The following is a 21585-nucleotide window of genomic DNA, read 5'->3' as shown; positions in this document are numbered from 1 at the left end:
GCGTGCTCTCCTCTTTCCCGTCGCCGGCGCCTGCACCGGCCGATTTGCCGCCGACATCAATGTCATCTTTATCAATGGCATCTTTACCGTGATCCCCCGATGATGGCACTCCCTTTGAGGGTGCGGACAGTCAGGGACGGGGCCGGAACGTGGCGAAGCACACCAACATGCTGGCGCAGGCCGTGGCACACCATCAGGCCGGGCGCCTCGCCGAGGCGGAGCGCGGTTATCGCGCGGTGCTGAGGGCGGACCCGCGCAATGCCGACGCCCTGCATCTGCTGGGGGTGGTGGCCCTGCAGTCGGGCCGTGCGGACGAGGCGGTGACCCAGATCGGCAAGGCGCTGGCGCAGGTGAAGGGCGTCGCCGACTATTGGGACAATCTGGGCAGCGCGCTGTCCGCCGCCGGCCGGCCGGACGACGCGGTGCAGGCCCACCGAAACGCCGCCACCCTGGACCCGCAAGGGGCGCAGCGCCGACACAATCTGGGCAACGCCCTGGCCGTCCTCGGCCACCATGACGAGGCGGAACGGGCCTTCGCCGCCGCGCTGGCGCTGAAGCCCGACTATGCCAAGGCCTGGTACAATCTCGGCAACGGCCACACTGCGCACCATCGCCATGGCGATGCGGTGACGGCGCTGGACCACGCCGTGCGGCTGGTGCCGGGCATGGTGGAGGCGCACAACAACCTCGGCGATGCGCTGGCGATGAGCGGACGGCTGGACGAGGCCATCGCCCAGCACCGGCTGGTGACCCGGCAGCGTCCGGACGACGCCACCGCCCACTACAATCTGGGCGCCGTCCTGCAGCAGAAGGGCGCCCTGGAAAGCGCGGAGATCGCCTATCGTCAGGCGCTGAAGCGCAACCCGCGCCACAGCGCGGCGCTGAACAATCTCGGCAGCGTGCTGAAACGGCTGGGCCGTCCCGATCAGGCGGAACTGTGCCATCGGCAGGCGCTGGAGCTTCATCCGGAATTCGTGGAGGCGCGTTACAACCTCGGCAACGCACTGCAGGCACTGGGGCGCTTTGACGAGGCAGCGGCCTGCTTCGAGGAGGCGCTGGCCCAACAGCCCGACCTTGCCACCGCGATCTACAACCTGTCGCTCCTGGCGTTGCGTCACGGCGACCTGACGCGCGGCTGGGCGGGGTATGAGCGGCGCTTCGCGGCCGGAGAGACGCTGCCCGACCGGCGCTTCGACATCCCACGCTGGGGTGGCCAGCTGTTGCGCGGCAAGCGGCTGCTGGTGTGGCGCGAGCAGGGGGTGGGCGACGAATTCCTCTTCGCGTCCTGCTATCCGGACGTCGTCGCCTGGGCGGGCGGGCCGGTCACCATCGAATGCGACCCGCGTCTGGTTCCGCTGTTCCGCCGCTCCTTCCCCAAGGCTACGGTGCGGGCCGAAAGCTGCACCGGTGACGCTTTCAGCGAGATCCCGCGCGAAACCATCGTTCCGCCCGACTGCGACCTGCAAATTTCCGCCGGCGACCTCCCGGAGCTGCTGCGCGGCAGCCTGTCCGCCTTCGAGCCGCAGGGGCCCTGGCTGGCGGCGGACCCGGGGCTGGTGGAGCGCTGGCGGGAGCGGCTGGCGGCGCTGGGGCCGGGCTTGCGGATCGGCATCGGCTGGCGCAGCCAGTTGATGACGGTGGAGCGCAAGGCCGCCTATGTGCTGCTGGAGCATTGGGGACCGCTGTTCGCCGTCCCCGGACTGGTGTTCGTCAACCTGCAATATGGCGACTGCGAGGCCGAGCTGCGGACGGCGGAAGAGCGTTTCGGCGTCACCATCCACCGCTGGGCCGACTTGGACCTGAAGGACGATTTCGACGGCACGGCAGCACTGACCGCCAACCTGGATCTGGTGATCTCGCCGGCGATGTCGGCGGGGGAACTGGCGGGTGCGCTGGGCGTGCCGGTCTGGCGCTTCGGCTCCCGCGACTGGACGCAACTGGGCACCGGCACACGCCCCTGGTTCCCGACCATGCGCCTGTTCCAGCCCAAGCCGGGCGAGGGGCTGGAAGCGACGGTCCGGGCGATGGCGGACACCTTGCGGGCCACCACGCCAGGACCGGTGCCGGAGTCCGTACCGGTGGTCGCGGCGTCGCCGGAGCCCGAGCCTGAGCCTGAGCCGGAACCCGGGTTCGACGCTCTGCTGAACCGGGCCGCCGACCTTCACCGCGCCGGCCGGCTGGCGGAGGCGGAGGCCGCCTATCGCGCCGCCATCGCCGCCGATCCCGGACGAGAAGCGCCCGGCCATGCCGATGCGCTGCATCTTCTGGGATTGTTGATGCACCAGACCGGACGGAACGACGAGGCGCTCGCCCTGATCGGCGCAGCGTTGCGGACCGATCCGGCCTTCCCCCAAGCCTGGAACCATCTGGGACTGGTGCAGGAAGCCGACAAGCGCCATGCCGAGTCCGCCCGCGCCTTCGCCCGCGCGCTGGCCCTGCACCCCGCCTTTGCCGAGGCGCTGACCCATCTCGGCCTCGTTCACCAGACCTGCGGGCGGGTGGAGGAGGCCGTAAAGCTGCATCGCCGCTGCATCGCCCTCCAGCCGGAGCATCTGCCGGCCCACGCCAATCTCGGCCATGCCTGCGAGCTGATGGGGCGCATGGCGGAGGCGAACGGCCATTACCGCCGGGCGCTGGCCCTGCAGCCCGGATCCGCCGACGCCGCCAACAACCTCGCCACCATGGCCACGCTGGCCGGCCGTCCGGAGGAGGCGAAGACCCATCTGCGCCGCGCGCTGCGGATCGACCCGGACTTCGCGCTGGCGGCCTGGAACCTCGGCCTGCTGGACCTCGCCGACGGGCGGATCGCTGAGGGTTGGGCCGGCTATGGCCGCCGCTTCTCCGCCCGTCAGTTGCAGCGGGCGCGCCGCATCGACCGGCCGGTCTGGACGGGGGAACCGTTGCGGGGCCGGCGGCTGCTGGCCTGGTCGGAACAGGGGGTGGGCGACGAAATCCTGTTCGCCTCCTGCTTCGACGCCCTGCAGGGGCTGGACGGTCCGGTCACGGTCGAATGCGACCGGCGTCTGGTCAGCCTGTTCGCCCGCTCCTTCCCCTGGGTCGCGGTGCGGGCGGAGACGGCGGACGCCACCGGGCGGGAGACGGTTGACCCGCCGGATTGCGATCTGCAGATGCCGGCAGGCACCCTGCCCGCCCTGATTCGTGATCGGGTGGACCGCTTCCCCGTCCGTCCGGCCTATCTGCACCCCGATCCCGGCCGTCTCGCCCTGTGGCGCGACCGGCTGGCCGCCCTGCCCGGCCTGAAGGTGGGGCTGGCATGGCGCAGCCAGATCGTCACCGCCCAGCGCGCCGCCGCCTATACCGGCCTGGCCGACTGGACCGCGCTGCTCGATCTGGCCGGCGTCAGCGTGGTCATGCTGCAATATGGCGACTGCCGCGCCGAACTGGCACAGGTGGAAACGGCGACGCGCCGTCTGCACCGCTGGGACGACCTGGACCTGAAGGACGATTTCGAAGGGGTGGCGGCCCTGATCGCCAACCTGGATCTGGTGATCTCGCCCGCCACGGCGGTCGGGGAACTGGCCGGCGCCCTGGGCGTCCCGGTCTGGCGGCTCGGCACCCGCGACTGGACGCAGATGGGAACGGGCGTGCGGCCGTGGTTCCCGTCGATGCGGCTGATCCAACCGCCGGCGGGTGAAGGACTGGCCGCCGCCGCCCGGCAGGCGGTGCGCGCGCTGGCGGAACTGGCGCCGGCCTGATGACCGACCTTCGCACCCTGCTTGCCGAAGCGTTCGACCGTCACCAGACCGGCGAATTCGAAGAGGCGGAAGGGCTCTACCGCCGCATCCTCTCCATCGAGCCGGCCGAGGTGGAGGCCCTGCATCGGGCCGGATTGCTGGTCGCCCAGCTCGGCCGGCTGGAGGAGGCCGACGGGCTGCTCCGCCGGGCGCTGGCACAGGAGCCGACGGAGACCGAGGCGGCGGTCAACCATGGCAAGATTCTGCGCGCGCTGCGCCGACCCGAGGTGGCGGCTGGCCGCTTCCGCCACGCCCTCGCGCTCGCCCCCGCCATGCTGACAGCGCTGGAAGGGCTGGGACATGCCGAGCGCGAGGGCGGGCATGCCGCTGCGGCGGCCACCGCCTATGGCCGGGCGGCGCTGGTCGGGGCCGGTCCGGCGGTGCTTCACCAGTGGGGCATCGCGCTGGACGGCATCGGTCTTGCGGACGAGGCGGTGGAGGTCCTGCGCTGGTCCGCCCGCCTCGACCCGACGGTCCTGTCGGTGGCCTTGCGGGTGGCCGGGCTCCTCCAGCGGATGGGGCGCGGTGGCGAGGCGGCCGGGTGGTATCGCCATGTGCTGGTGATTCAGCCCGGCCACGCGGAGGCACGCCGGTCGCTCTCCGCTATCATCACCGTCAACGCCGCAGGGGGGCCTCCACCAGCGACATAACCCTTTGGTTCGAAAGGTCGGCTTACCTCCGGATGGTGTTGCGCGAAATGATTTCAAGATCCCACCCCTGCGACCCACTGTCATACGTCTGAACGGTTGGGGCATTTTTTCGCATGGTTTGACCGCATAAAACGCAAGATTAGGGTTGTTCGGCGCTTCGGATGAGTGAACACTGTGGTCACCGGCCCGTCACATTGCGGCGGGACGCGGACTGATCCTATGGAGAGCGACTCATGCACACTGAAGCTCGCCTTTCGTCTCTGCAAGACAAGCACATGCGCCTGGACCGGGCGATCCTCGACGAGGAAAAGCGCTCCTGGCCGGATGAGAGCGCAGTGAAGCGCCTCAAGCTCGAAAAGCTGCACGTCAAGGAAGAGATCGACCGCCTGACGCGCACCGGCCCGATGAATTAATCCCCCCAATCACAGCATCGACCTTCAGACACCACCCTTGAACAGGGGTTCGAAAAGGCCGGGTTGAGGCGGATCGCCTCACCCGGCTTTTTTAATGCCCGACTTTTTGATGGCAGGCTTCTTTCAGCCGATGGCCCGACCGGGACGCGCAAGCTCCGCCGCCACCGTCGGCAGCAGATCGGCGACCCGTTGGCCGGGGCCGGTCCGGAACAGACGCATCGACCGGAACCAGGGCCGCACCGCGGTGCCGAGCATCGTCCAGTCGCCCGTCCGTGCCAGCCGCCAGACCGGCACGCCCAGTGCCGCCGCCAGTTCTCCGGTGGAGGTGGCGGGCGAGATCACCAGATCCAGGGCCGACATCAGCGCCGCCGTGCCGTCGAGGTCGTCGCGCAGGTCGAGGTCGGGGAAGGCATGCGGTGCACGGCCGAACGCTTCCCGTGCCACAGCCAGTTCGGCCCCGCAGTCGCCATATTGCAGATTGACCGGAACAAGCCCCGGCAGGCTCAGCACCGGCCGCCAATCCTCGATCCGCGTATAATCGGGCATGCGGTCCGGATCGAGCTGGCCGCTGCGCCAGGCGATGCCGACCCGCAAGCCCTCTCCCAGTCCGGCCAGCCGCCGACGCCAGCCGTCGACGGCCGCCGGATCGGCACGCAAAGCGGGCTCCAGCCCGGCAAAGCCTGCCAGGGTAGCGCCCAGATGGCGCGACAGCGATCCGATAGGGACATGGCAATCGGCATCGGGCACCGGTTCGGCCGGCGTGGCCGGTACCGCCCGTACCGTCGCCTGCGGGAAGGAGCGGGCGAACAGCGGGACGAAGCGCGGGTCGCATTCCACCGCGATGCGCCCCCCCTCCCGGCCGGTGCGGGCGATCAGTCGGGGCAGGCGCTGGGCGAACATCAGCTCGTCGCCGATCCCCTGCTCGCGCCAGACCAGCAGGCGCTTGCCCGACAGGTCGCCGCCCGTCCAGAGCGGGACGGCCGGGCGGCGGGCGGCGGACGTCAGGTCGCGCGTGTCGAACCGCCGGTCATAGCCTTCCCATCCCTGCACCAGCCGGCCGGCGGTGAGATCGAGAACCCCGGCATTGAAGGCCGCCGCCGCGTGGCCCGGTTCAGCCGCCAGCGCACGGCCGCACCACAAAGCCGCCGCGCCGTCGTCCCCCATCTCGCGCAGCAGCCGGCCGCGGTTCGCCATGCCGTCGGCCAGGGCGGGGGCGAGCGCCAGGGCGCGGCGGCCCGCCCGCTCCGCGGCGTCCAGCCGGCCAAGGCGCCGCAGAGCCACCGACAGGTTTACCCACCCAGCCTCCAGCGCCGGTGCCCGCCGGAGCGCCTGGGCATGCGCCCGCTCCGCCTCGCCCCAGCGGCCGAGCCGGGCGAGGGCCGCGCCCAGATTGTCATACGCCTCCGCAAGGTCTGGGTCGGCGGCGGTCGCCCGCCGGTGGAGCGGCACGGCAGCCCCGCTCCGCTCCAGCGCGTCGAGCGCATTGCCGAGGTTGGTCAGCGCCGCGGCATTGCCGGGCTGGAGCGCCAGGGCGGTCCGGAAACTGGCGGCGGCCGGTCCTGCCCGTCCGAGAGCCAGACGAACGTTCCCCAGGCTGATATGCGCCGTCGCATACTCCGGAGCGGCGGCGACCGCCGCGGCGATGCGCGCTTCGCCGCGTTCCGGCGCGCCCGTCTGGTGAGCAAGCAGGCCGGACAGATGGAGCGCCACCGGATCCCGCGGGCGGTGGGTCAGCACCCGCTCGTAAAGGGGGGCTGCCGCAACGAAGGAACCGGCACGATGAGCGGCGACCGCCTGCTCCAGAAGCCGGTCCGGGTCGGGGGCCGCGGTCTCGCCATCCCCCATACCGACAGGTGCCCCGGCAGGCGCCGTCCCCCTCCCGCGCGGCGATGCGGTGGCCCGCAACAGCTTCGCCATCTGGACCAGCGCCGCCTCCAGCCCTTCGCCCGGCCTGGGCTGGAACAGGCGCATGGTCGGGAACCAGGGCCGGACGCCGGTGCCCAGCTGCGTCCAGTCGCGGGTACCGAAGCGCCAGACCGGCACACCCAACGCACCGGCCAGCTCCCCCGCCGACATCGCCGGCGAGATCACCAGATCCAGGTTCGCCGTGAGCGCCGCCGCGTTGTCGAAATCATCCTTCAGGTCCAGGTCGGCCCAGCGGTGGATGGTGACGCCGAAGCGTTCTTCCGCCGTCCGCAGCTCGGCCTCGCAGTCGCCATATTGCAGGTTGACGAACACCAGTCCGGGGATGGCGAACAGCGGCCCCCAATGCTCCAGCAGCACATAGGCGGCCTTGCGATCGGCGGTCATCAGCTGGCTGCGCCAGCCGATGCCGACGCGCAAGCCCGGCCCCAGCGCCGCCAGCCGCTCCCGCCAGCGCTCCACCAGCGCCGGATCCGGCACCAGCCAGGAATGCCGTTCAGGGAAGCGCTTCAACTCGGTGCGCAGCAGGCGCGGCAGGCTGCCGGCGGCGATCTGGACATCGGCGTCGCGCGGGTCGGTGCTTTCCGGGCGGACATCGGCATCGGGGAAAGAGCGCGCGAACAGCCGCACCAGCCGGCGGTCGCATTCGATCACCAGACGGCCGGCGCGCCGCATCGCCTCGTCATAGCAGGAGGCGAAGAGGAACTCGTCGCCAATGCCCTGCTCCCGCCACACCAGCAGGCGCCGTCCGGCGATGTTCTCGCCGCGCCAGGCCCGCATGGACAGCCGGCGTCGATGGTTCCGGAGCGCCGGCGTGCCGAAACGCCAGTCGTAGCCGTTCCAGCCCGATCGGAGGACGCCGGTCTCCAGAAGCAGGAGCGCGCGGTTGAAATGGGACTGCGCATGCTTGGGATCGGCCTGCAGGGCCGCATCGAAGGCGGCCAGCGCCTCCTCATGCCGGCTTTGCCGCTTCAGCAGATAGGCCAGATTGCCGTGGGCCTCGGCAAGCGATGGGTCGTGGCCGATCGCGGTGCGGTGGCAGGCCTCCGCCTCCGCGACCCTGCCCAGCGCTTCCAGGCTGTTGCCCAGGTTGGTCCAGGCGACGGCGAGGCCGGGGTTGCTACGGGTCGCGTGGTCCGCCGCGCGCGCGGCCTCGGTGAAACGGTCAAGTTTGTGGAGAGCGGTGGCGAGATTGCTGAGCATATCGGCGGCCCCCGGCATCAGGGCGACCGCGATGCGATGGGCTGCCACCGCATCCTCCGGACGCACCGCCAGTTCGGCACGGTGGCCGTGGGCAGGCGCCAGATCAGGGCGCAGGCGCAGCGCATGGGCAACGGCGGACCGCGCCTCCCCATCCAACTCCATGCGGCGCAGCAACGCGGTCCGGTTGACCCAATGCCCGACGCCGTCGGGCTGCACCGCGACACAGGCGCGCGACGCCCGCTCGGCCGCGTCGAAGCGGCCCAACCCCTGGCAGGCCTCGCTCAACGCGGCATGGGCGGAGGCATTGACCGGGTCGGCGGCGACGGCGCGGACCAGCAGGGCCTGCGCCTCCTCCAATGCTCCGCGACGCTTCGCCAGCACACCGGCCAGATGCAAGGCGACCGGATGACCGGGTGCCGTGTCGAGCACCTGCCGCACCAGGGCGTCCGCCGCCGCCGCGTCGCCGGCGCGGTAATGGGCGACGGCATCCGCCGTCAGTCTGTCGGCCTCACTCCCCGGCCTTCCGTCCGCGTCGGGGACCGGAAGGCGCACCGGAGGCTTGCAGGACGCCGCGCGCGCCAACTCCTGCGCCATTCGGACGAGCGTGGCCTCCAGCCCCTCGCCCGGTCTGGGCTGGAACAGGCGCATGGTCGGGAACCAGGGCCGGACGCCGGTGCCCAGCTGCGTCCAATCGCGGGAGCCGAAGCGCCAGACCGGCACGCCCAGCGCACCGGCCAGTTCCCCCGCCGACATCGCCGGCGAGATCACCAGATCGAGGTTGGCGGTCAGCGCCGCCGCCCCGTCGAAGTCGTCCTTCAGGTCCAGGTCGGCCCAGCGGTGGATGGTCACGCCGAAGCGTTCTTCCGCCGTCCGCAGTTCCGCTTCGCAGTCGCCATATTGCAGGTTGACGAACACCAGTCCGGGGACGGCGAACAGCGGCCCCCAATGTTCCAGCAGCACGTAGGCGGCCTTGCGCTCGGCGGTCATCAGCTGGCTGCGCCAGCCGATGCCGATCCGCAAGCCCGGCCCCAGCGCCGCCAGCCGCTCTCGCCAGCGCTCCACCAGTGCCGGGTCCGCCGCCAGCCAGGGTTCCTGCGGTTCGAAGGCGGACAGGCTGCCGCGCAACAGCTCCGGCAGGTTGCCGGCCGGCACATGGAAATCGACGCCCGGCGGCCGGTCCGGCGAGTGAATCGTCTCCCGGCCGGCGGCATCGACCGATTCCGCCCGAACGGTCGCCTGGGGAAAGGAGCGGGCGAACAACGGCACCAGACGTCGGTCGCATTCGATCACCACATGCCCGGTCCGCGCGATCAACGCCGGATAGCAGGAGGCGAACAGGATCTCGTCACCGACCCCTTGCTCGCGCCACACCAGCAGGCGACTGCCACCGGGCTCCTCGCCGCGCCACAGCGGGGCGGCGATCCGGCGGTTCACATACCCCTTGGCCCGGAAACGCCAGCGGTATCCCTCCCACCCGCCGGCGAGATCGCCGCGGGTGAGGCGCATCATGCCGCGATTGAGGTGCGCCGTGCCGAGCGATGGATTGACCGACAGGGCGAGGTTCATGAAAGGCTCGGCCGCCGCGTGGTCCTGGCGGTATTGCCAGATCATCATGCCGAGATTGCCCGCGGCCTCCGCATTGTTGCCGTCGATCTCCAGCGCGCGCCGATGGGCCGCCTCCGCCTCCCCGATACGGCCGAGAATCTGCAGGGCAAGGCCGTAGCCGGTCAATGCGGTCGGGTTCCCGGCGTCGACCGCCAAGGCGCGCCGGTACAGACGCACCGCCCCGGCGGTGTCGTCGCGCTCGAGAAGCAGGCCGGCGAGGTTGGAATAGGCCTCGACGCTTCGGGGGGCGGCCGCCGCGGCACGGCGACAGAGATGCTCGGCGCGGCCGGTCTCCCGCATGCCGATGTGGGTGCCGGCGAGATTGACCAGGGCCTTCCCATAGTCGGGCCGAAGGCGCAGGGCGCGCCGGTACCACCGCGCCGGCCGTTCGAAATCGCAGGCGGGGTCGTAGCGATCCTCCAGCGACGTCCCGTGGTTGTTGACCGCCACGGCGTCGTCGGGGCTGAGGATCAACGCCCGGCGCAGCACCGGGACGGCTTCGCCGGTCATCCCGAGTTCGAGCAGGGCCACGCCCAGATTGTTGCAGGCGCCCTGCATCGTCGGTTCGCGGTCCAACGCAAGGCGGAACTGCGCGACGGCCTCACGCAGCCGCCCCATGCCCTGCAGGGCGGTGCCGAAGGCGAAGTGCAACTGCGCATTGCCGGGATGCGCCGCGACCGCCGGGGTGAGAACGCCGCAGGCTTCCCCATGGTCGCCCCGGCCATTCAGCAGCACGCCCAGTTCCAGCGACAGCTCCTCGTCCGCCGGGACGGCCTCCAGCGCACGGCGCAGGCAGGCCTCCGCATCCGGGTGGCCCAACCCGCGCAGGCAGATCGCCAGATGCCGCCAGGCGGCGGACCGCGACGGGTCGGCCTGGACCACCGCGTAGAAGGCATTGGCCGCCGGCGCGATCCGGCCCATTTCCCGCTGGAGGATGCCGTAGTTGAAACGGGCGGTCAGATTGTCGGGGTCGAAGGTCAGCGCACGGGCATAGGAGTCCGCCGCCTCTTCCCGCCGGCCGAGGTGCTGAAGCACGGTGGCGCGGTTGCCATAGGCCTCGACATAGCGGTCGTTCTGCCTGATCGCGACCGCATAGGCGGCAAGCGCCTCATCCGGCATGTTCAGATCGGCCAGAACATTGCCGAGGCTGTTGTAGGCGGTGGGAAAGCGCGGCTGCAGCGCCAGGGCCGCCCCCAGTCCGGAAAGTGCCTCGGCGGTCCGGCCGGTCTGGTAGGCGATCATGGCCGACAGGTGCAGCGCGTCGGCATGCGCCGGATCGTCGATCAGGATCCGGCGATACAGCGCCAGCGCCTCGGCGAGGCGGCCGGCGCGGTGCAGCGGCAATGCGGCGTCGAGCAGATCAGCGGCGGTCACGGCATCCGGTCTGTCGTCGGGGTGTCATCGTCGTCGGCGCCACCGCCGATCTGTTCGGCGCCGATCTGCTCGGCACCGTCATCGACCACCGCGCCGTCCGCCGCCCTGAACAGTTTGCGGCAGAGCTTGAGCGCCCGGTAGTAGTTGCGGCCTTCGACCAGTCGCGTGATCTCGTCCAGCGTCTTGGCGGCGTCGGGCCGCGCCTCGCGCGTTTCGTCGAGAATGGAGGCGAAGCGCTGAAGGTTCAGCGTCGAGTCTTCCGGGAAGATGTAGACGAGCTGAATGACGAAATAGAGCTTCTTCTCGATACAGTCGATCTGCTCTTCCTTCAGCACCTCGCGTCCACGCAGGAAATTGGCGGTGTTGTAAAGGAAGAACGAGCCCGGACGGTCGCCGGCACCGATGACGGCACCGTTGATGATGACCTTCTCGTTGGGACGAAGCACGAACTTGAGTGGCATGAGTGAGGAACCCGGGGCTTGCGGGCCGTCGCCGTCCGGCCTTTGCCGGCCCGGTCCGGCCCAAAAAAGAAACGGGCGGCGGCCTGATGCCGCCGCCCGCCGGGCGTGATCCTACCCGAACTTGCCGTCCGAACTCTACGCCTTAGAACAGGCGCAGGATCGACTGCTGCGACTGGTTGGCAAGCGAGAGGGCGATGGTGCCCAGCTGCTGCCGGGTCTGCAGCATCAGCAGGCTGGCGCCTTCCTCGTTCTGGTCGGCCAGCGTCAGCTTGCTGGCGCCTTCCGTCAGCACGTCGCTGAACTCCTTGGTGAAGTTCTCACGGGTCGTGATGATGTTCAGGTTGGTCGACAGCGACTGCGAAGCAGAACGGATCGTCGACTTGGCGTTGTCAAGACCGGCGACCGCCTTGTCGATGTCCTTGCGGTCCGTCCAGTCGTTCTGCGCTTCGTCGAGCTTCAGACCCTGACCGCTGGTGGTCAGGTTCACCGCGTTCACCGTGATCGAATTGGTGTTCGTCTCGTTGAGCTGGACGGTGATGTCGTTCGACGAGTTGGCGTCGGAGATCTGCTTGGTGACGATGTTGGCCGAGCAGTTGCTCGAAGCAGCCTGCTTGATGGTCTTGGCATCGACGTCCAGATGGACCGTGCCGCTGTCGAAGGCGAAGGCCTGATCGCCGCTCGCAAGCTTGCCGTCGCCCTGATCGCTCATGCCGTCGCGGGTGACCTGGGCGCCGTTGGAGTTGGTGACCTGGATTTGCAGGTCGACCTTCTTCTCGATGGTCGAGATGCCGTTGCCTTGGTTGTTCGCCGCTTCCAGCAGGCGGCGGTCGACCGTGAAGGACACGACGGTGCCCGACGCGAAGCTCTCCGAGATCTTCTTGGTCAGCGCGTTGGTCGTGCTGGAGGTCAGGGTGAAGTCGCGCACCACGCCGCTCGTGGTGTTGCCGGTCAGCGTGATGGTGCCGCTGCCGCCGATGGTGGCGGAGGCGACATCCTTGCCGGCCAGACGGCCGCTGCCCGAGATGGCGCTCGAGATCGAGTTCGTCAGATTGGTCGCGACGTTCTTGGCGGCGTTCTGGCCGACGGCGACGTCGCCGCTGGTGGCGGTGTAGCTGAAGGTCTGGCCTTCCACCGTGATCGAGAAGATGTCGCCTTCTTCGATGGTGCCGCTGACGTTCACCGTGGAGATCTGGGCCTGCGTCGACGTCGCCGCCTGCGTCAGGTTGGTGGAGGTCGTCTGCGTGTTGTCGAAGTAGGAGGTCGTCCGGCTCTCGTTGCCGTCCGACACGATGATGTCACGGCTGCGGCCGTTGGCGCCGCGCACCTCGATCTGGACGTTGGAGAAGCTGCCCGAGGTGCTGGAAATGGTGCCCGACAGCTTCAGGCCGGTCAGGCCGTGCGCATTCTCGGCCGAATTGATGTCGGAGGTCTTGCCCTCGATCGAGCCGTCGCCCTTGATGCGGATCGAATAGGTGTCCGGCGCCTGCACGTTGGTGACGCGGGCATTGTCGACGCCGACGATGGTGTTGACGGCGGCACGGGACGAGGCGGTGCTGTCCATGCTGAGGCCGTTGCCGGCGATCAGATTCTTACCGCCGTAACCGCTGTCGGCGGCCAGCTTGTCGATCTGTCCGCGCAGCGTGTTGAACTGCGAAGCCAGCGACTTGCGGGTGGCGATGGAGGCGGCATCGTTGCCCAGGGCCGCATAGGCGGCGGTGGTCAGGCCCTTGGCCTGGTCGACCATGGAGTCGATGGCGGTCAGGCCCTTGTCGGCGGCCTGGATGGTGCTGATCGACTGACCCATCGCGTCCTTCAGCGACGTCAGGTCGCCGGCGCGCTGGTTCAGACCCTTGGCCGAGAAGAAGGCGGTCGGGCCGTCGAGGGCGGTGTTGACCTTGTTGCCCGTCGACAGGATGTTCTGTTTCTTGTTGATCTGTTCCTGCGTGCTTTGCAGCTGCAGCAGGTTGGTCCGCATGGACGAAGAGAGGGTAACGTTGCCAGCCATGATAGCCACTCCTTTGGAGGATCAATGTCCGGACGCGCACCGATTTCGGAACGCTTGACCCGGAAGGGGACTAATTCCCCCGCCAAAGGGGTAGGCAAGAAGCGGGCCAGTTCAAATTTGCCGGGTTTCCTTGGTAATCCATACCGGTGGGCATGAATATGCCCGGCAAATTTTGCCCACCTGTCGGCAAATTCTGCCGGTCAGGGGGCAGGGGTTGCCGGGGCGGCAGATTCTGCCGGGTATTTCCTGCCGGACAGGACAACCGTTTCGCACACCGCCAGCGGTCCGACGGCGAGCGCCGCGCTACCCCAGGACCAGCCGACGCCGAAGCCCGACAGCAACAGCCGGCGGCAGCCCGAGGCCAGCGGTTCCGCCAGCGAACCGGCCAATGCCAGCGGGATGGAGGCGGAACTGGTGTTGCCGACCTCCCGCAGGGCGACGACGGTGCGATCGGCGGAAACCCCCAGTTTCTGGCCGAGATGGCGGATCATTTGCGCGTTGGCCTGGTGCAGGACGAGGTGGTCGACCATGTCCGTGGTCCAGCCGGCACACTCCAGCACGGCGCGGACGCTGCCCGGCACCTCGCGCAGGGTGAAGGCGAAGACCTGGGTTCCATCCATGAACAGGCGCGGCGGCCGGTCGGGATGGCGCATCGCGCCGCCGTCCGCCGCCAGATAGGGTGCACCGGCGCCATCGCTTCCCAGGTCGAAGGCCATGGGCGAGGCCGCGTCGTCCAGTTCCAGGGCGATCGCGGCGGCGCCGTCGCCGAACAGCGGCGCCACGGCGCGATCCTCCGGATCGACCAGCCGCGAGGTGGTGTCGCCGACCAGCAGCAGCGCCCGCCGCCCGGCCGCCTTCAGCAGCCCCGCCGCCGCCCACAGCCCATAGACGAAGCCGGAACAGCCGTGGGTGATGTCGAGCACCGCCGCTCCCTTGCGCAGCCCGAGCCGCCGGTGCAGGAGCGAGGCGGTGCCCGGCAGCGTCTGGTCGTGGGTCTGGGTCACCAGGACCAGCAGGTCGATGCTGCCCGGCTCCCAGCCCAGACCGTCGAGCAGACGGCGGGCGGCGGCCTCCGCAAGGTCGCTGGTGCATTGGCCGGGGGCGACGATCCGCCGCTCCTCGATCCCGGTGGCGGCGGCGATCTTGCGGGCCGCGTCCTCGCCGAAGCGGCGGGCGAGATCCCCGACCGTCTCGCGTCCTTCCGGCACGCAGCCGACGACGCCGCGCACGCCCACCCCGTCGATCCGGCTGGCGACCATCTCCGCCTCCCCCATTTTCCTACAGCGTCACTTACGGCCTCAGCAGGTGATGCCACCGTCCACCGTAAGGGTCTGTCCCGTTATGAAGCCACCGCCGTCGCCGAGCAGGAAACGGACCAGCGGAACAACGTCCGCCGCGGTGCCGAGCCGGCCCAGCGGCGTGCGGCGGACGATCTGGTCGCGCTGCCCGTCCGAGAGGGTGCCCGACATCTCGGTGTCGAGATAGCCCGGCGCCACCGAGTTGACGGTGATCGCCCGCCGTCCGACCTCGCGGGCCAACGCACGGGTCAGGCCGTCGAGACCCGCTTTCGACGCCGAATAGGCGGCGAGCCCGACATAGCCGCGCTGGCCGATGATGGAGGAAATGTTGACGATCCGCCCACCGCGGGCACCGGCCCCGCGCGCCGTCAGCTTGGCCCGCAGGAAGGCGCGGGCGGCCTGGAGCGCGCCGGTCAGGTTGGTCTGGATCACCGCGTCCGCATCCACCTCCGGGAAGGTCGCCAGCACGCCTTCGCGCGCGATACCCGCATTGTTGACCAGCCCCCACAGCGGCGCCTCGCCACCCCAGGCGATGGCGGCATCGAAGAAGGCGCGCACCTCGTCGCCGTCGCCGATGCGGCAGGGGTGCCAGAACAGGTCGGGACCGGCCAGCCGCTCCAGCGCGTCGGAGGAGGAGCGGCTGCAGGTGGAGACCCGATAGCCGTCGGCCAGCAATGCCTCCACCAGCGCAAGGCCGAGGCCGCGGCTGCCGCCGGTGACGATGACGTGGCGCTTCGGCCCAATGGCGGTTGACGCGGGGGCGGTTGACGCGGGGGCTGACGCGGTCATTGGGATCCCTTTCGGCTCTTCTTGCCCGCGGCGCTCAGCGGGATATGGTCGGCGAAGGTCAGGGCGCGCGGCCGGGCGGCCGGCGGCAGGTCGGCGGTGGCGGCGCGCAGGGCAACGCGAAGGGAGGGCTCATCGGCGCCCGGGACCGGAACGATGGTGGCGGTCAGGAGATGGCCGGTGATCGGGCTCGGCACCGCGACGACCGCGGCATCCGCCACCCCGTCGACCGCCAGCAGGCACCGCTCCACCGCCTCCGGCGAGACCTTCACCCCGCCGACATTGACCAACCCGTCGAGCCGCCCGGCGAACAGCACCCGGTCGCCCCGGCGTTCCACGAGGTCTCCGGTGGACAGCCAGCCGTCGGCATCGACCGCACCCGGTGCCGCGCGCGGGCTGCGCACCTCCAGCACCCCTTCGGCGATGCGCAGATCCAGCCCGTCGGGCGCCGCGTCCAGCCAGGCCGCCGGAAAGCCGGCCCGGCCATCGGCGACGGCGAACAGTGCCCCCGCCTCGGTCGAGGCGTAGATGTGGCGAAGCCGGGCCTGGGGAAACCGCTCCGCCAGCCGGTCGAGAAGCGGCTGGTCGGCGGCCTCGCCCCCCAGCGTCACCGCGGCGAGCGGCAAGTCCGCATCGCCCAGCGCCATCAGGAAGGCGCGCCAGAAGCTGGGCGTGCCGCTGACATGAGTCACGGCATGGCGCCGCGCCGCCTGCGCCAGCGCGGCGATCGTTCCCGCACCAGAACTGGGCACGGCGACCAGCAGCGCTCCGGCCGCGGCGGCGGTCAGCATCACCTGCAGGCCGGCGAAGGCGCCCGGATCATAGGTCAGCAGCCAGCGCGCGCCCTCCTCCGCCACGCCGCGCAGCCGGCCGCGCAGGCGGGCGAAATCATGGCGCAGGCGCTTGGGCGTGCCGGTGGTGCCGGAGCTTTCCAGCGTGACGGAGAAGCCCTGTCCCGACTGCCAGCCTGCGGACTCCGCACCGCCTCGGGCCAGCAGAACCCCCTGCCCCGCCGCCTCCGCAGCGGCCAGCGCCGCCAGCACACGCGACGGCCGGTCGGCCTGCACGACCCCGCCTGCCGGCACCGGCAGCGCGGCGAGGTCTGCCCAGCCGAAGACCTCCTCCCCTTCGATCAGACGGAAGGCGGGATGGATCCAGTCCGGGCGGCCGTCTGTCATGCAGGAACGGTGTAGAGCGCCGCCAGTTCGCCGACGGTGGTGAACTGGCGGAAGCCTTCGCGGAAGGGGTCCTGGCCGGTGCGCTGTTCCAGCACCACCAGAAGCGTGGCGAGGTCGAGGGAGTCGATCGGCAGATCGCCGTCGAGGAAACGGCTGTCCGCCGTCAGGGGCGGCAGGGCCTCTCCCTTGTCGGCGGCGATGCGGCCGAGTTCCTCGGCGATCAGGGCGAAGATGCTGTCGGTCATGGTCTGGTCGGCTCAGGGAGTGGGCGCCCGGCTTGAACATCGTCGCAGCCGTCCAGGAAGGCCCGGATGGCGGCGGTCACCGGGCTGGCGGCCTCGATGTGCGGCAGGTGGCCGGCATTGTCGAAGACCCGGAACGGGGCGGCCGGCGGCAGCCGGTCGGCGGGCGGCAGCGGGATGATGCGGTCCTCGCGTCCCCACAGCACCTGGATTGGCATCGGATAGGCGCTCCAGTCCACCGGCGGTCCACCGCCATCGGCATGGGCGGCGAAGGACTCCTCGATGATCCGCTCCAGCCCTGCCCGGCGGACCGGGTCGGCGCCCTGGGCGTGCAGCACCTCGCCGAAGCGGGGGATCAGCGGCGACGGACCGGCGAATAGCCGTTCGGCGCAGGCGCGCCCCTCCGCCACGTCGGCGGGCGCGATGGCACGGCGCAGGAAGTTCAGGTCGAAGGGCGTGCCGAGCCCGGCACTGGACAGCAGGGTCAGGCTCGCCACCCGGTCGGGCGCCAGCCCGGCCAGTTCGCGCGCGACATAGCCGCCCATCGAATGGCCGACCAGATGCACCCGCGGCAACTCCAGCCTGTCGAGGAACTCGACCAGCCAGGGAGCGAAATCGGCGACCCGGCCGCTGCCGACATCCGGCGTCGATCCGCCATGGCCCGGCAGATCGACGGCGATGGCGCGCCGCCGGGCCGACAAGGCCGACAGATTGAACTGCCAGGTCAGGCGGTCGCCGGCGAAGCCATGCAGAAGCAGGACGGGCACGCCGCCGCTGCCGACCGACAGGTAGGCGGCAGGGCCGCCGGCGACGGTGGCGACACCGGCGCGCAGGCGGCTGCCTTCAGTGACAGGCCGGGAAACGGGAACCGGCACCGGTCAGGCCGCGACCGGGGCACCCGCCAGGGCCAGCAGGTCGGCGACCGTCTTCGCCTTGGCCAGCTTCTCGCCTTCGACGACCACGCTGGTCTTCTCGTCCACCAGCGCGATGAAGCTGATGACCGCCAGCGAGTCCCAGGCCTCCAGCGATTCCAGGGCCTCGTCGCCGGTCAGCGTGCCGGGATCCAGTTCGAGCATCTCGTCAAGAGCGAGAAGGAATTCATTGCGATCCATAAGCTTTTCTCCTTGGTCGAACCGGGACCGGATCAGTGCAGCGTCTTTTGCCGGACCGAACGGTTGATGTCCACCCAATCGGGGTGGTCGCGAAGAGTTTTGCAACAATCCTGCCAGCCGAAACCGGGGTTGGACGGCACCAACGCCTCCAGCAGGCGCCGCACCAACTCGTAGTCGGCGGGCTCGTCCACGCACCAGCGCTGGTCGGCAGGCTCCACCGGCGCGTCGGGCACCAACGCCGTCCCCAGCCGGAAGCGGTCGGGGCGGCGGTAGATGTAGGGGGTGACATGCTCCCGCTCCGCCGGGTCGGCGGCATTGGCCGCCGCCTCGTCCAGCAGGCGGCGCGGGAAGATCTCGGCATCCAGGCCGCGCGGGTAGCGGGTGCTGTCGATCGACAGGTAATCCAGCGGCTGGCCTTCCTGGAAGGCGGCGATCAGGCGGCCGACCAGCGCGGGATCGATCAGCGGACAGTCGGCGGTGACGCGCACCACCAGATCGGCGCCGGCCAGCACCGCAGCACCGGCGAAGCGGCCCAGCACGTCCTGCTCGTCGCCTCGGAAGACGGCGACGCCCAGACCCTGCGCGCACTCCACCACCGGGTCGTCGGTGGCGTTCACCGTCGTCGCCAGCACCACCGCATCCAGGCCGGGCGTGCGCGACAGCCGCTCCAGATGGTGGGCCAGCAGCGGGCGGCCGACGGCCGGCATCAGCACCTTGCCCGGCAGCCGGGTGGAGGTCATCCGAGCCTGCGAGATGGCGACGACGCGCGGTTTATCCATGCCGGTCCTCCTGCGTCGGGGGCGCCAGCATGTCCCAGGACAGCGGCTCCCCCCGGTTCAGGCGGCGGACGGCGCGGCGGCCGAGCACGTCCGGCAGATGCTTGGGCGCCATGCCGAAGCCGGGGCGGATGGAGCGGACGTTGGCGGCAGTCAGCGGCTCTCCCTCCTCCACGTCGGCGACGACATAGAGGGAGCGGCGGTAGTCGCGCCCGCCAACCTCGCTGGGCTTCACCGTATAGTCGACCCGGCCCATGGCGGCGGTCGCCGCGCGCACGGCGTCGGCCATCGCCTTGAACTCCGCCGGCTCCAGGGAAAAGGCGCTGTCGACCCCGCCGTCGGCGCGCGACAGGGTGAAGTGCTTCTCGATGATGGTGGCGCCCATTGCAGCGGCGGCAACCGGCACGGCGATGCCCTGGCTGTGGTCGGACAGGCCGGCGGTGACGCCGGCGAAGGTCTGGGCCAGATGAGGGATGGTGCGGAGGTTGCAGTCCTCCGGCGGGGTGGGATAGCCGCTGACGCAATGCAGCAGGGCCAGCGGCACGTCGCCGGCCGCGGCCACAGCCTCCTCGATCTCGCCCAGCGTGGCAAGGCCGGTGGAGATGATGAGCGGCTTGCCGGAGCGGGCGGCGCGGCGGATCAGCGGCAGATCGATCAACTCGAAGGACGCGATCTTGAAAGCCGGGGCGTCGAGATCCTCCAGCAGTTCGATGGCGGTCTCGTCGAAGGGGGAACTGAAGATGGTCAGGCCCAGCGCCCGCGCCCGCTCGAACAGCGGGGCATGCCACTCCCAGGGCGTGTGCGCCTCGCGGTAGAGGTCGTGCAGGGTGCGTCCGCCCCAAAGCCCGCCCTCCAGCCGGAAGCCGGGACCGTCATGGGCGATGGTGATGGTGTCGGCGGTGTAGGTCTGCAGCTTGACCGCGTCGGCCCCCGCCTCCTTCGCCGCCTCCACCAGCGCCAGGGCACGGCCCAGGTCGCCATTGTGGTTCCCCGACATCTCCGCGATCAGATAGGGCGGATGGCCGCAGCCGATCGGACGGCCGGCGATGGACATGGGAGGACGGCCGAGGGGAGGAAGGCTGGGGACGGCGTTCGGCAAGGGGCGGCTTTCCAAGGGGACCAGGGACTGGGATCAGTCTTCCACGAAAATGTGAAGGAAGATTAATTCTCTCCGGCGCGTTCGGCGCGCAGCAGGGTCCGCGCCTCCTCGCCATAGGCAATCAGCCGTTCGACGCATCGGTTGCGGTCGCCGATCTCGATGAAGCGCGCCTTCGCGGCGGCTCCGGCCGCAGCGTGGGCGGCGGCATCGGTGGCAAGCGTCACGGCACGCTCCACAAAGGCGTCGCGGCCGGACACGCAGAATTCGGGACCGGAGACGACCGCTCCGTCGCCCCAGCCATAGGTCACCACCGGCACCCCTTCGGCCAGGGCGAAGGCCGCGCCGCCGCCCCCACCCTGGCGCGGTGGGTTGAGGAAGACGCGGCAGAGGCCATAGAGCGCGCGGATGTCGGGGACATGGCCCAGGCAGCGCATGCGCTGCCCGTTGCGCAGCGGCGCGAGGCGCGCCGGCAGGTCCCGCACCTCGCCGGCGAACACCAGACCGGCGTCGGGGCAGCGGTCCAGAATATCGTCCAGCAGGCCCAGCACCTCCCCCGTCACCTCCTGGTCCAGGCGGGTGCCGACCACCGCGAACAGGGGGGTGCCGTCGGCAAAGCCGGTGTTAACGCGCACTCCGTCGGACGGCGGCAGGGTGTAGCCGAAGGTGAAGGGACGGAAACGGCGGGCGAAGGGGCCGCGATACAGCGCCGGAATCGACAGGGTGTGGTCGCGCTCCTCAAATCCAAGCACGATCGGGGCCAAGGACAGGGTGATGCCGGAACTGGTAGGCAGCGCCACCACCGGCCGGGCGCCGGAGTCGGCGAACAGGTCGGCGACGATGTTCGACCCGCCGAAGGACACGATCAGGTCGGGGTCGTAGCCGTCGATGGCCTCCACGATGACACGCAGCTTGTCCTGGCTGAAGGCGGGCTGTGTGAAGGAGGCGACCTTGACCTGCCGGCCGAACATCCTCAGCGCATAGACGCCCTCCAGATCGGCGGCGACCTCCGCCACCATCGGCGGGATGAAGACGCTCTCGACCCGTCCCGGCAGGCCGTTGACGTTGATGATGGCGACATCCAGCCCGAACTCGTCCTGCATGCGGGCGGCGAAGTCGAAGCAGTCGCGGGTCGGCTGATGGCCCTGGTTGGTGAACTGGTTGGTCACCACCGCAACACGGCGGATCGGCCCGTCGCGCAGAGTTGCCCGCGGCGGCGTCAGGCCCCAGCGCCGTGCGATCTGGCGGACCATCGCAATATAGAAGCGGAACTGGTCGCAGGGCACGAAGCTCGCCAGCTTGTCGCCGCTGGCCGCGCCCAGGAACAGCTGCCGCGACATGCACCAGTGGGTGTAGTGCAGCGCCGCCGGGTCGGCGCTGTCGCCGCCGAGGATCAGGTAATGGAGAATGCGTTCATAGTGATAGAGATCGCCGGTCAGCAGGAACAGGACCGAGCGGAGCCGGACATTGTCGTTCGACGGCGCCTCGCGCTCCAGCCGCTCGGCCAGCGCAAGGCGGCTGTCGAGGTCGAGATCGCGGCGGATCTCCTCGCACAGCGCGGTGAACCGGTTGATCTTCTCGGCGTCGAACTGCCTGTCGGTCAGATAGACCATCATGGCGGCGGCAGCCGCGGTCACGCGGTCGGACTGGACCGTTTCCGGCATCTTCTGGACCTTTCGACTGACAGCCATCCCGTGTGTAGCGCCGC

General features: G+C 70.2%; 15 protein-coding genes. 3 read left to right on the top strand and 12 right to left on the bottom strand.

The features are described from left to right. Window positions 1–149 precede the first annotated feature (149 nt). From ACCD06_RS25070 to ACCD06_RS25060, 3 genes are all read left to right on the top strand, one after another. Complete coding sequence (locus ACCD06_RS25070) at window positions 150–3716, top strand: tetratricopeptide repeat protein (protein ID WP_413344298.1); 3567 nt, start codon at window positions 150–152, stop codon at window positions 3714–3716. Further along, entirely contained in the window at window positions 3716–4405 is a 690-nt protein-coding gene (locus ACCD06_RS25065) for a tetratricopeptide repeat protein (protein ID WP_413344296.1), read from the top strand. The genes ACCD06_RS25070 and ACCD06_RS25065 overlap by 1 nt, the downstream gene beginning before the upstream one ends. Before the next feature lie 233 nt (window positions 4406–4638). Then, window positions 4639–4818: a YdcH family protein gene (locus ACCD06_RS25060; RefSeq protein WP_042694032.1), complete on the top strand. Its 180-nt coding sequence runs from the start codon at window positions 4639–4641 to the stop codon at window positions 4816–4818. Between the two features lie 123 nt (window positions 4819–4941). Here the strand turns inward: ACCD06_RS25060 and ACCD06_RS25055 are convergent, their stop codons facing one another. From ACCD06_RS25055 to ACCD06_RS25000, 12 genes are all read right to left on the bottom strand, one after another. Continuing rightward, on the bottom strand, window positions 4942–10923 hold the full coding sequence (locus tag ACCD06_RS25055) for a tetratricopeptide repeat protein (protein WP_413344293.1): 5982 nt from the start codon (window positions 10921–10923) through the stop codon (window positions 4942–4944). After that, entirely contained in the window at window positions 10920–11384 is a 465-nt protein-coding gene (locus tag ACCD06_RS25050; RefSeq protein WP_247870957.1) for a flagellar biosynthesis repressor FlbT, read from the bottom strand. The genes ACCD06_RS25055 and ACCD06_RS25050 overlap by 4 nt, the downstream gene beginning before the upstream one ends. A gap of 142 nt (window positions 11385–11526) precedes the next feature. Further along, window positions 11527–13389, bottom strand: coding sequence for a flagellin (locus ACCD06_RS25045; protein ID WP_413344291.1), 1863 nt, complete (start codon window positions 13387–13389; stop codon window positions 11527–11529). A 200-nt stretch (window positions 13390–13589) separates the two neighbouring features. Continuing rightward, complete coding sequence (locus tag ACCD06_RS25040; protein ID WP_413344288.1) at window positions 13590–14648, bottom strand: 3-oxoacyl-ACP synthase III family protein; 1059 nt, start codon at window positions 14646–14648, stop codon at window positions 13590–13592. Window positions 14649–14687: 39 nt separating this feature from the next. After that, on the bottom strand, window positions 14688–15476 hold the full coding sequence (locus tag ACCD06_RS25035; RefSeq protein WP_413344286.1) for an SDR family NAD(P)-dependent oxidoreductase: 789 nt from the start codon (window positions 15474–15476) through the stop codon (window positions 14688–14690). Next, window positions 15473–16651: an AMP-binding protein gene (locus ACCD06_RS25030; RefSeq protein ID WP_413344284.1), complete on the bottom strand. Its 1179-nt coding sequence runs from the start codon at window positions 16649–16651 to the stop codon at window positions 15473–15475. The genes ACCD06_RS25035 and ACCD06_RS25030 overlap by 4 nt, the downstream gene beginning before the upstream one ends. Beyond that, window positions 16648–16896, bottom strand: coding sequence for an acyl carrier protein (locus tag ACCD06_RS25025; protein ID WP_109445356.1), 249 nt, complete (start codon window positions 16894–16896; stop codon window positions 16648–16650). The genes ACCD06_RS25030 and ACCD06_RS25025 overlap by 4 nt, the downstream gene beginning before the upstream one ends. Beyond that, window positions 16893–17768, bottom strand: a complete 876-nt coding sequence (locus ACCD06_RS25020) for an alpha/beta fold hydrolase (protein ID WP_413344282.1) — start codon at window positions 17766–17768, stop codon at window positions 16893–16895. The genes ACCD06_RS25025 and ACCD06_RS25020 overlap by 4 nt, the downstream gene beginning before the upstream one ends. Window positions 17769–17771: 3 nt before the next feature. After that, the gene (locus ACCD06_RS25015) at window positions 17772–18005 is read right to left on the bottom strand and encodes an acyl carrier protein (RefSeq protein ID WP_413344280.1); all 234 of its coding nucleotides are present in this window, start codon (window positions 18003–18005) and stop codon (window positions 17772–17774) included. A 32-nt stretch (window positions 18006–18037) separates the two neighbouring features. Next, window positions 18038–18784, bottom strand: a complete 747-nt coding sequence (locus ACCD06_RS25010; RefSeq protein ID WP_413344278.1) for a cytidylyltransferase domain-containing protein — start codon at window positions 18782–18784, stop codon at window positions 18038–18040. Continuing rightward, window positions 18777–19835, bottom strand: coding sequence for a pseudaminic acid synthase (gene pseI / locus ACCD06_RS25005; protein WP_413344276.1), 1059 nt, complete (start codon window positions 19833–19835; stop codon window positions 18777–18779). The genes ACCD06_RS25010 and pseI overlap by 8 nt, the downstream gene beginning before the upstream one ends. A 107-nt stretch (window positions 19836–19942) precedes the next feature. Continuing rightward, on the bottom strand, window positions 19943–21568 hold the full coding sequence (locus ACCD06_RS25000; RefSeq protein WP_413344274.1) for a glycosyltransferase: 1626 nt from the start codon (window positions 21566–21568) through the stop codon (window positions 19943–19945). Window positions 21569–21585: the final 17 nt, after the last annotated feature.

Origin of the sequence: Azospirillum sp. CT11-132 (assembly GCF_047302835.1) — a bacterium.
Lineage (GTDB): Bacteria > Pseudomonadota > Alphaproteobacteria > Azospirillales > Azospirillaceae > Azospirillum.
The sequence above is the reverse complement of the archived record's forward strand: the minus strand, read 5'-3'. Positions and strand labels throughout refer to the sequence as shown.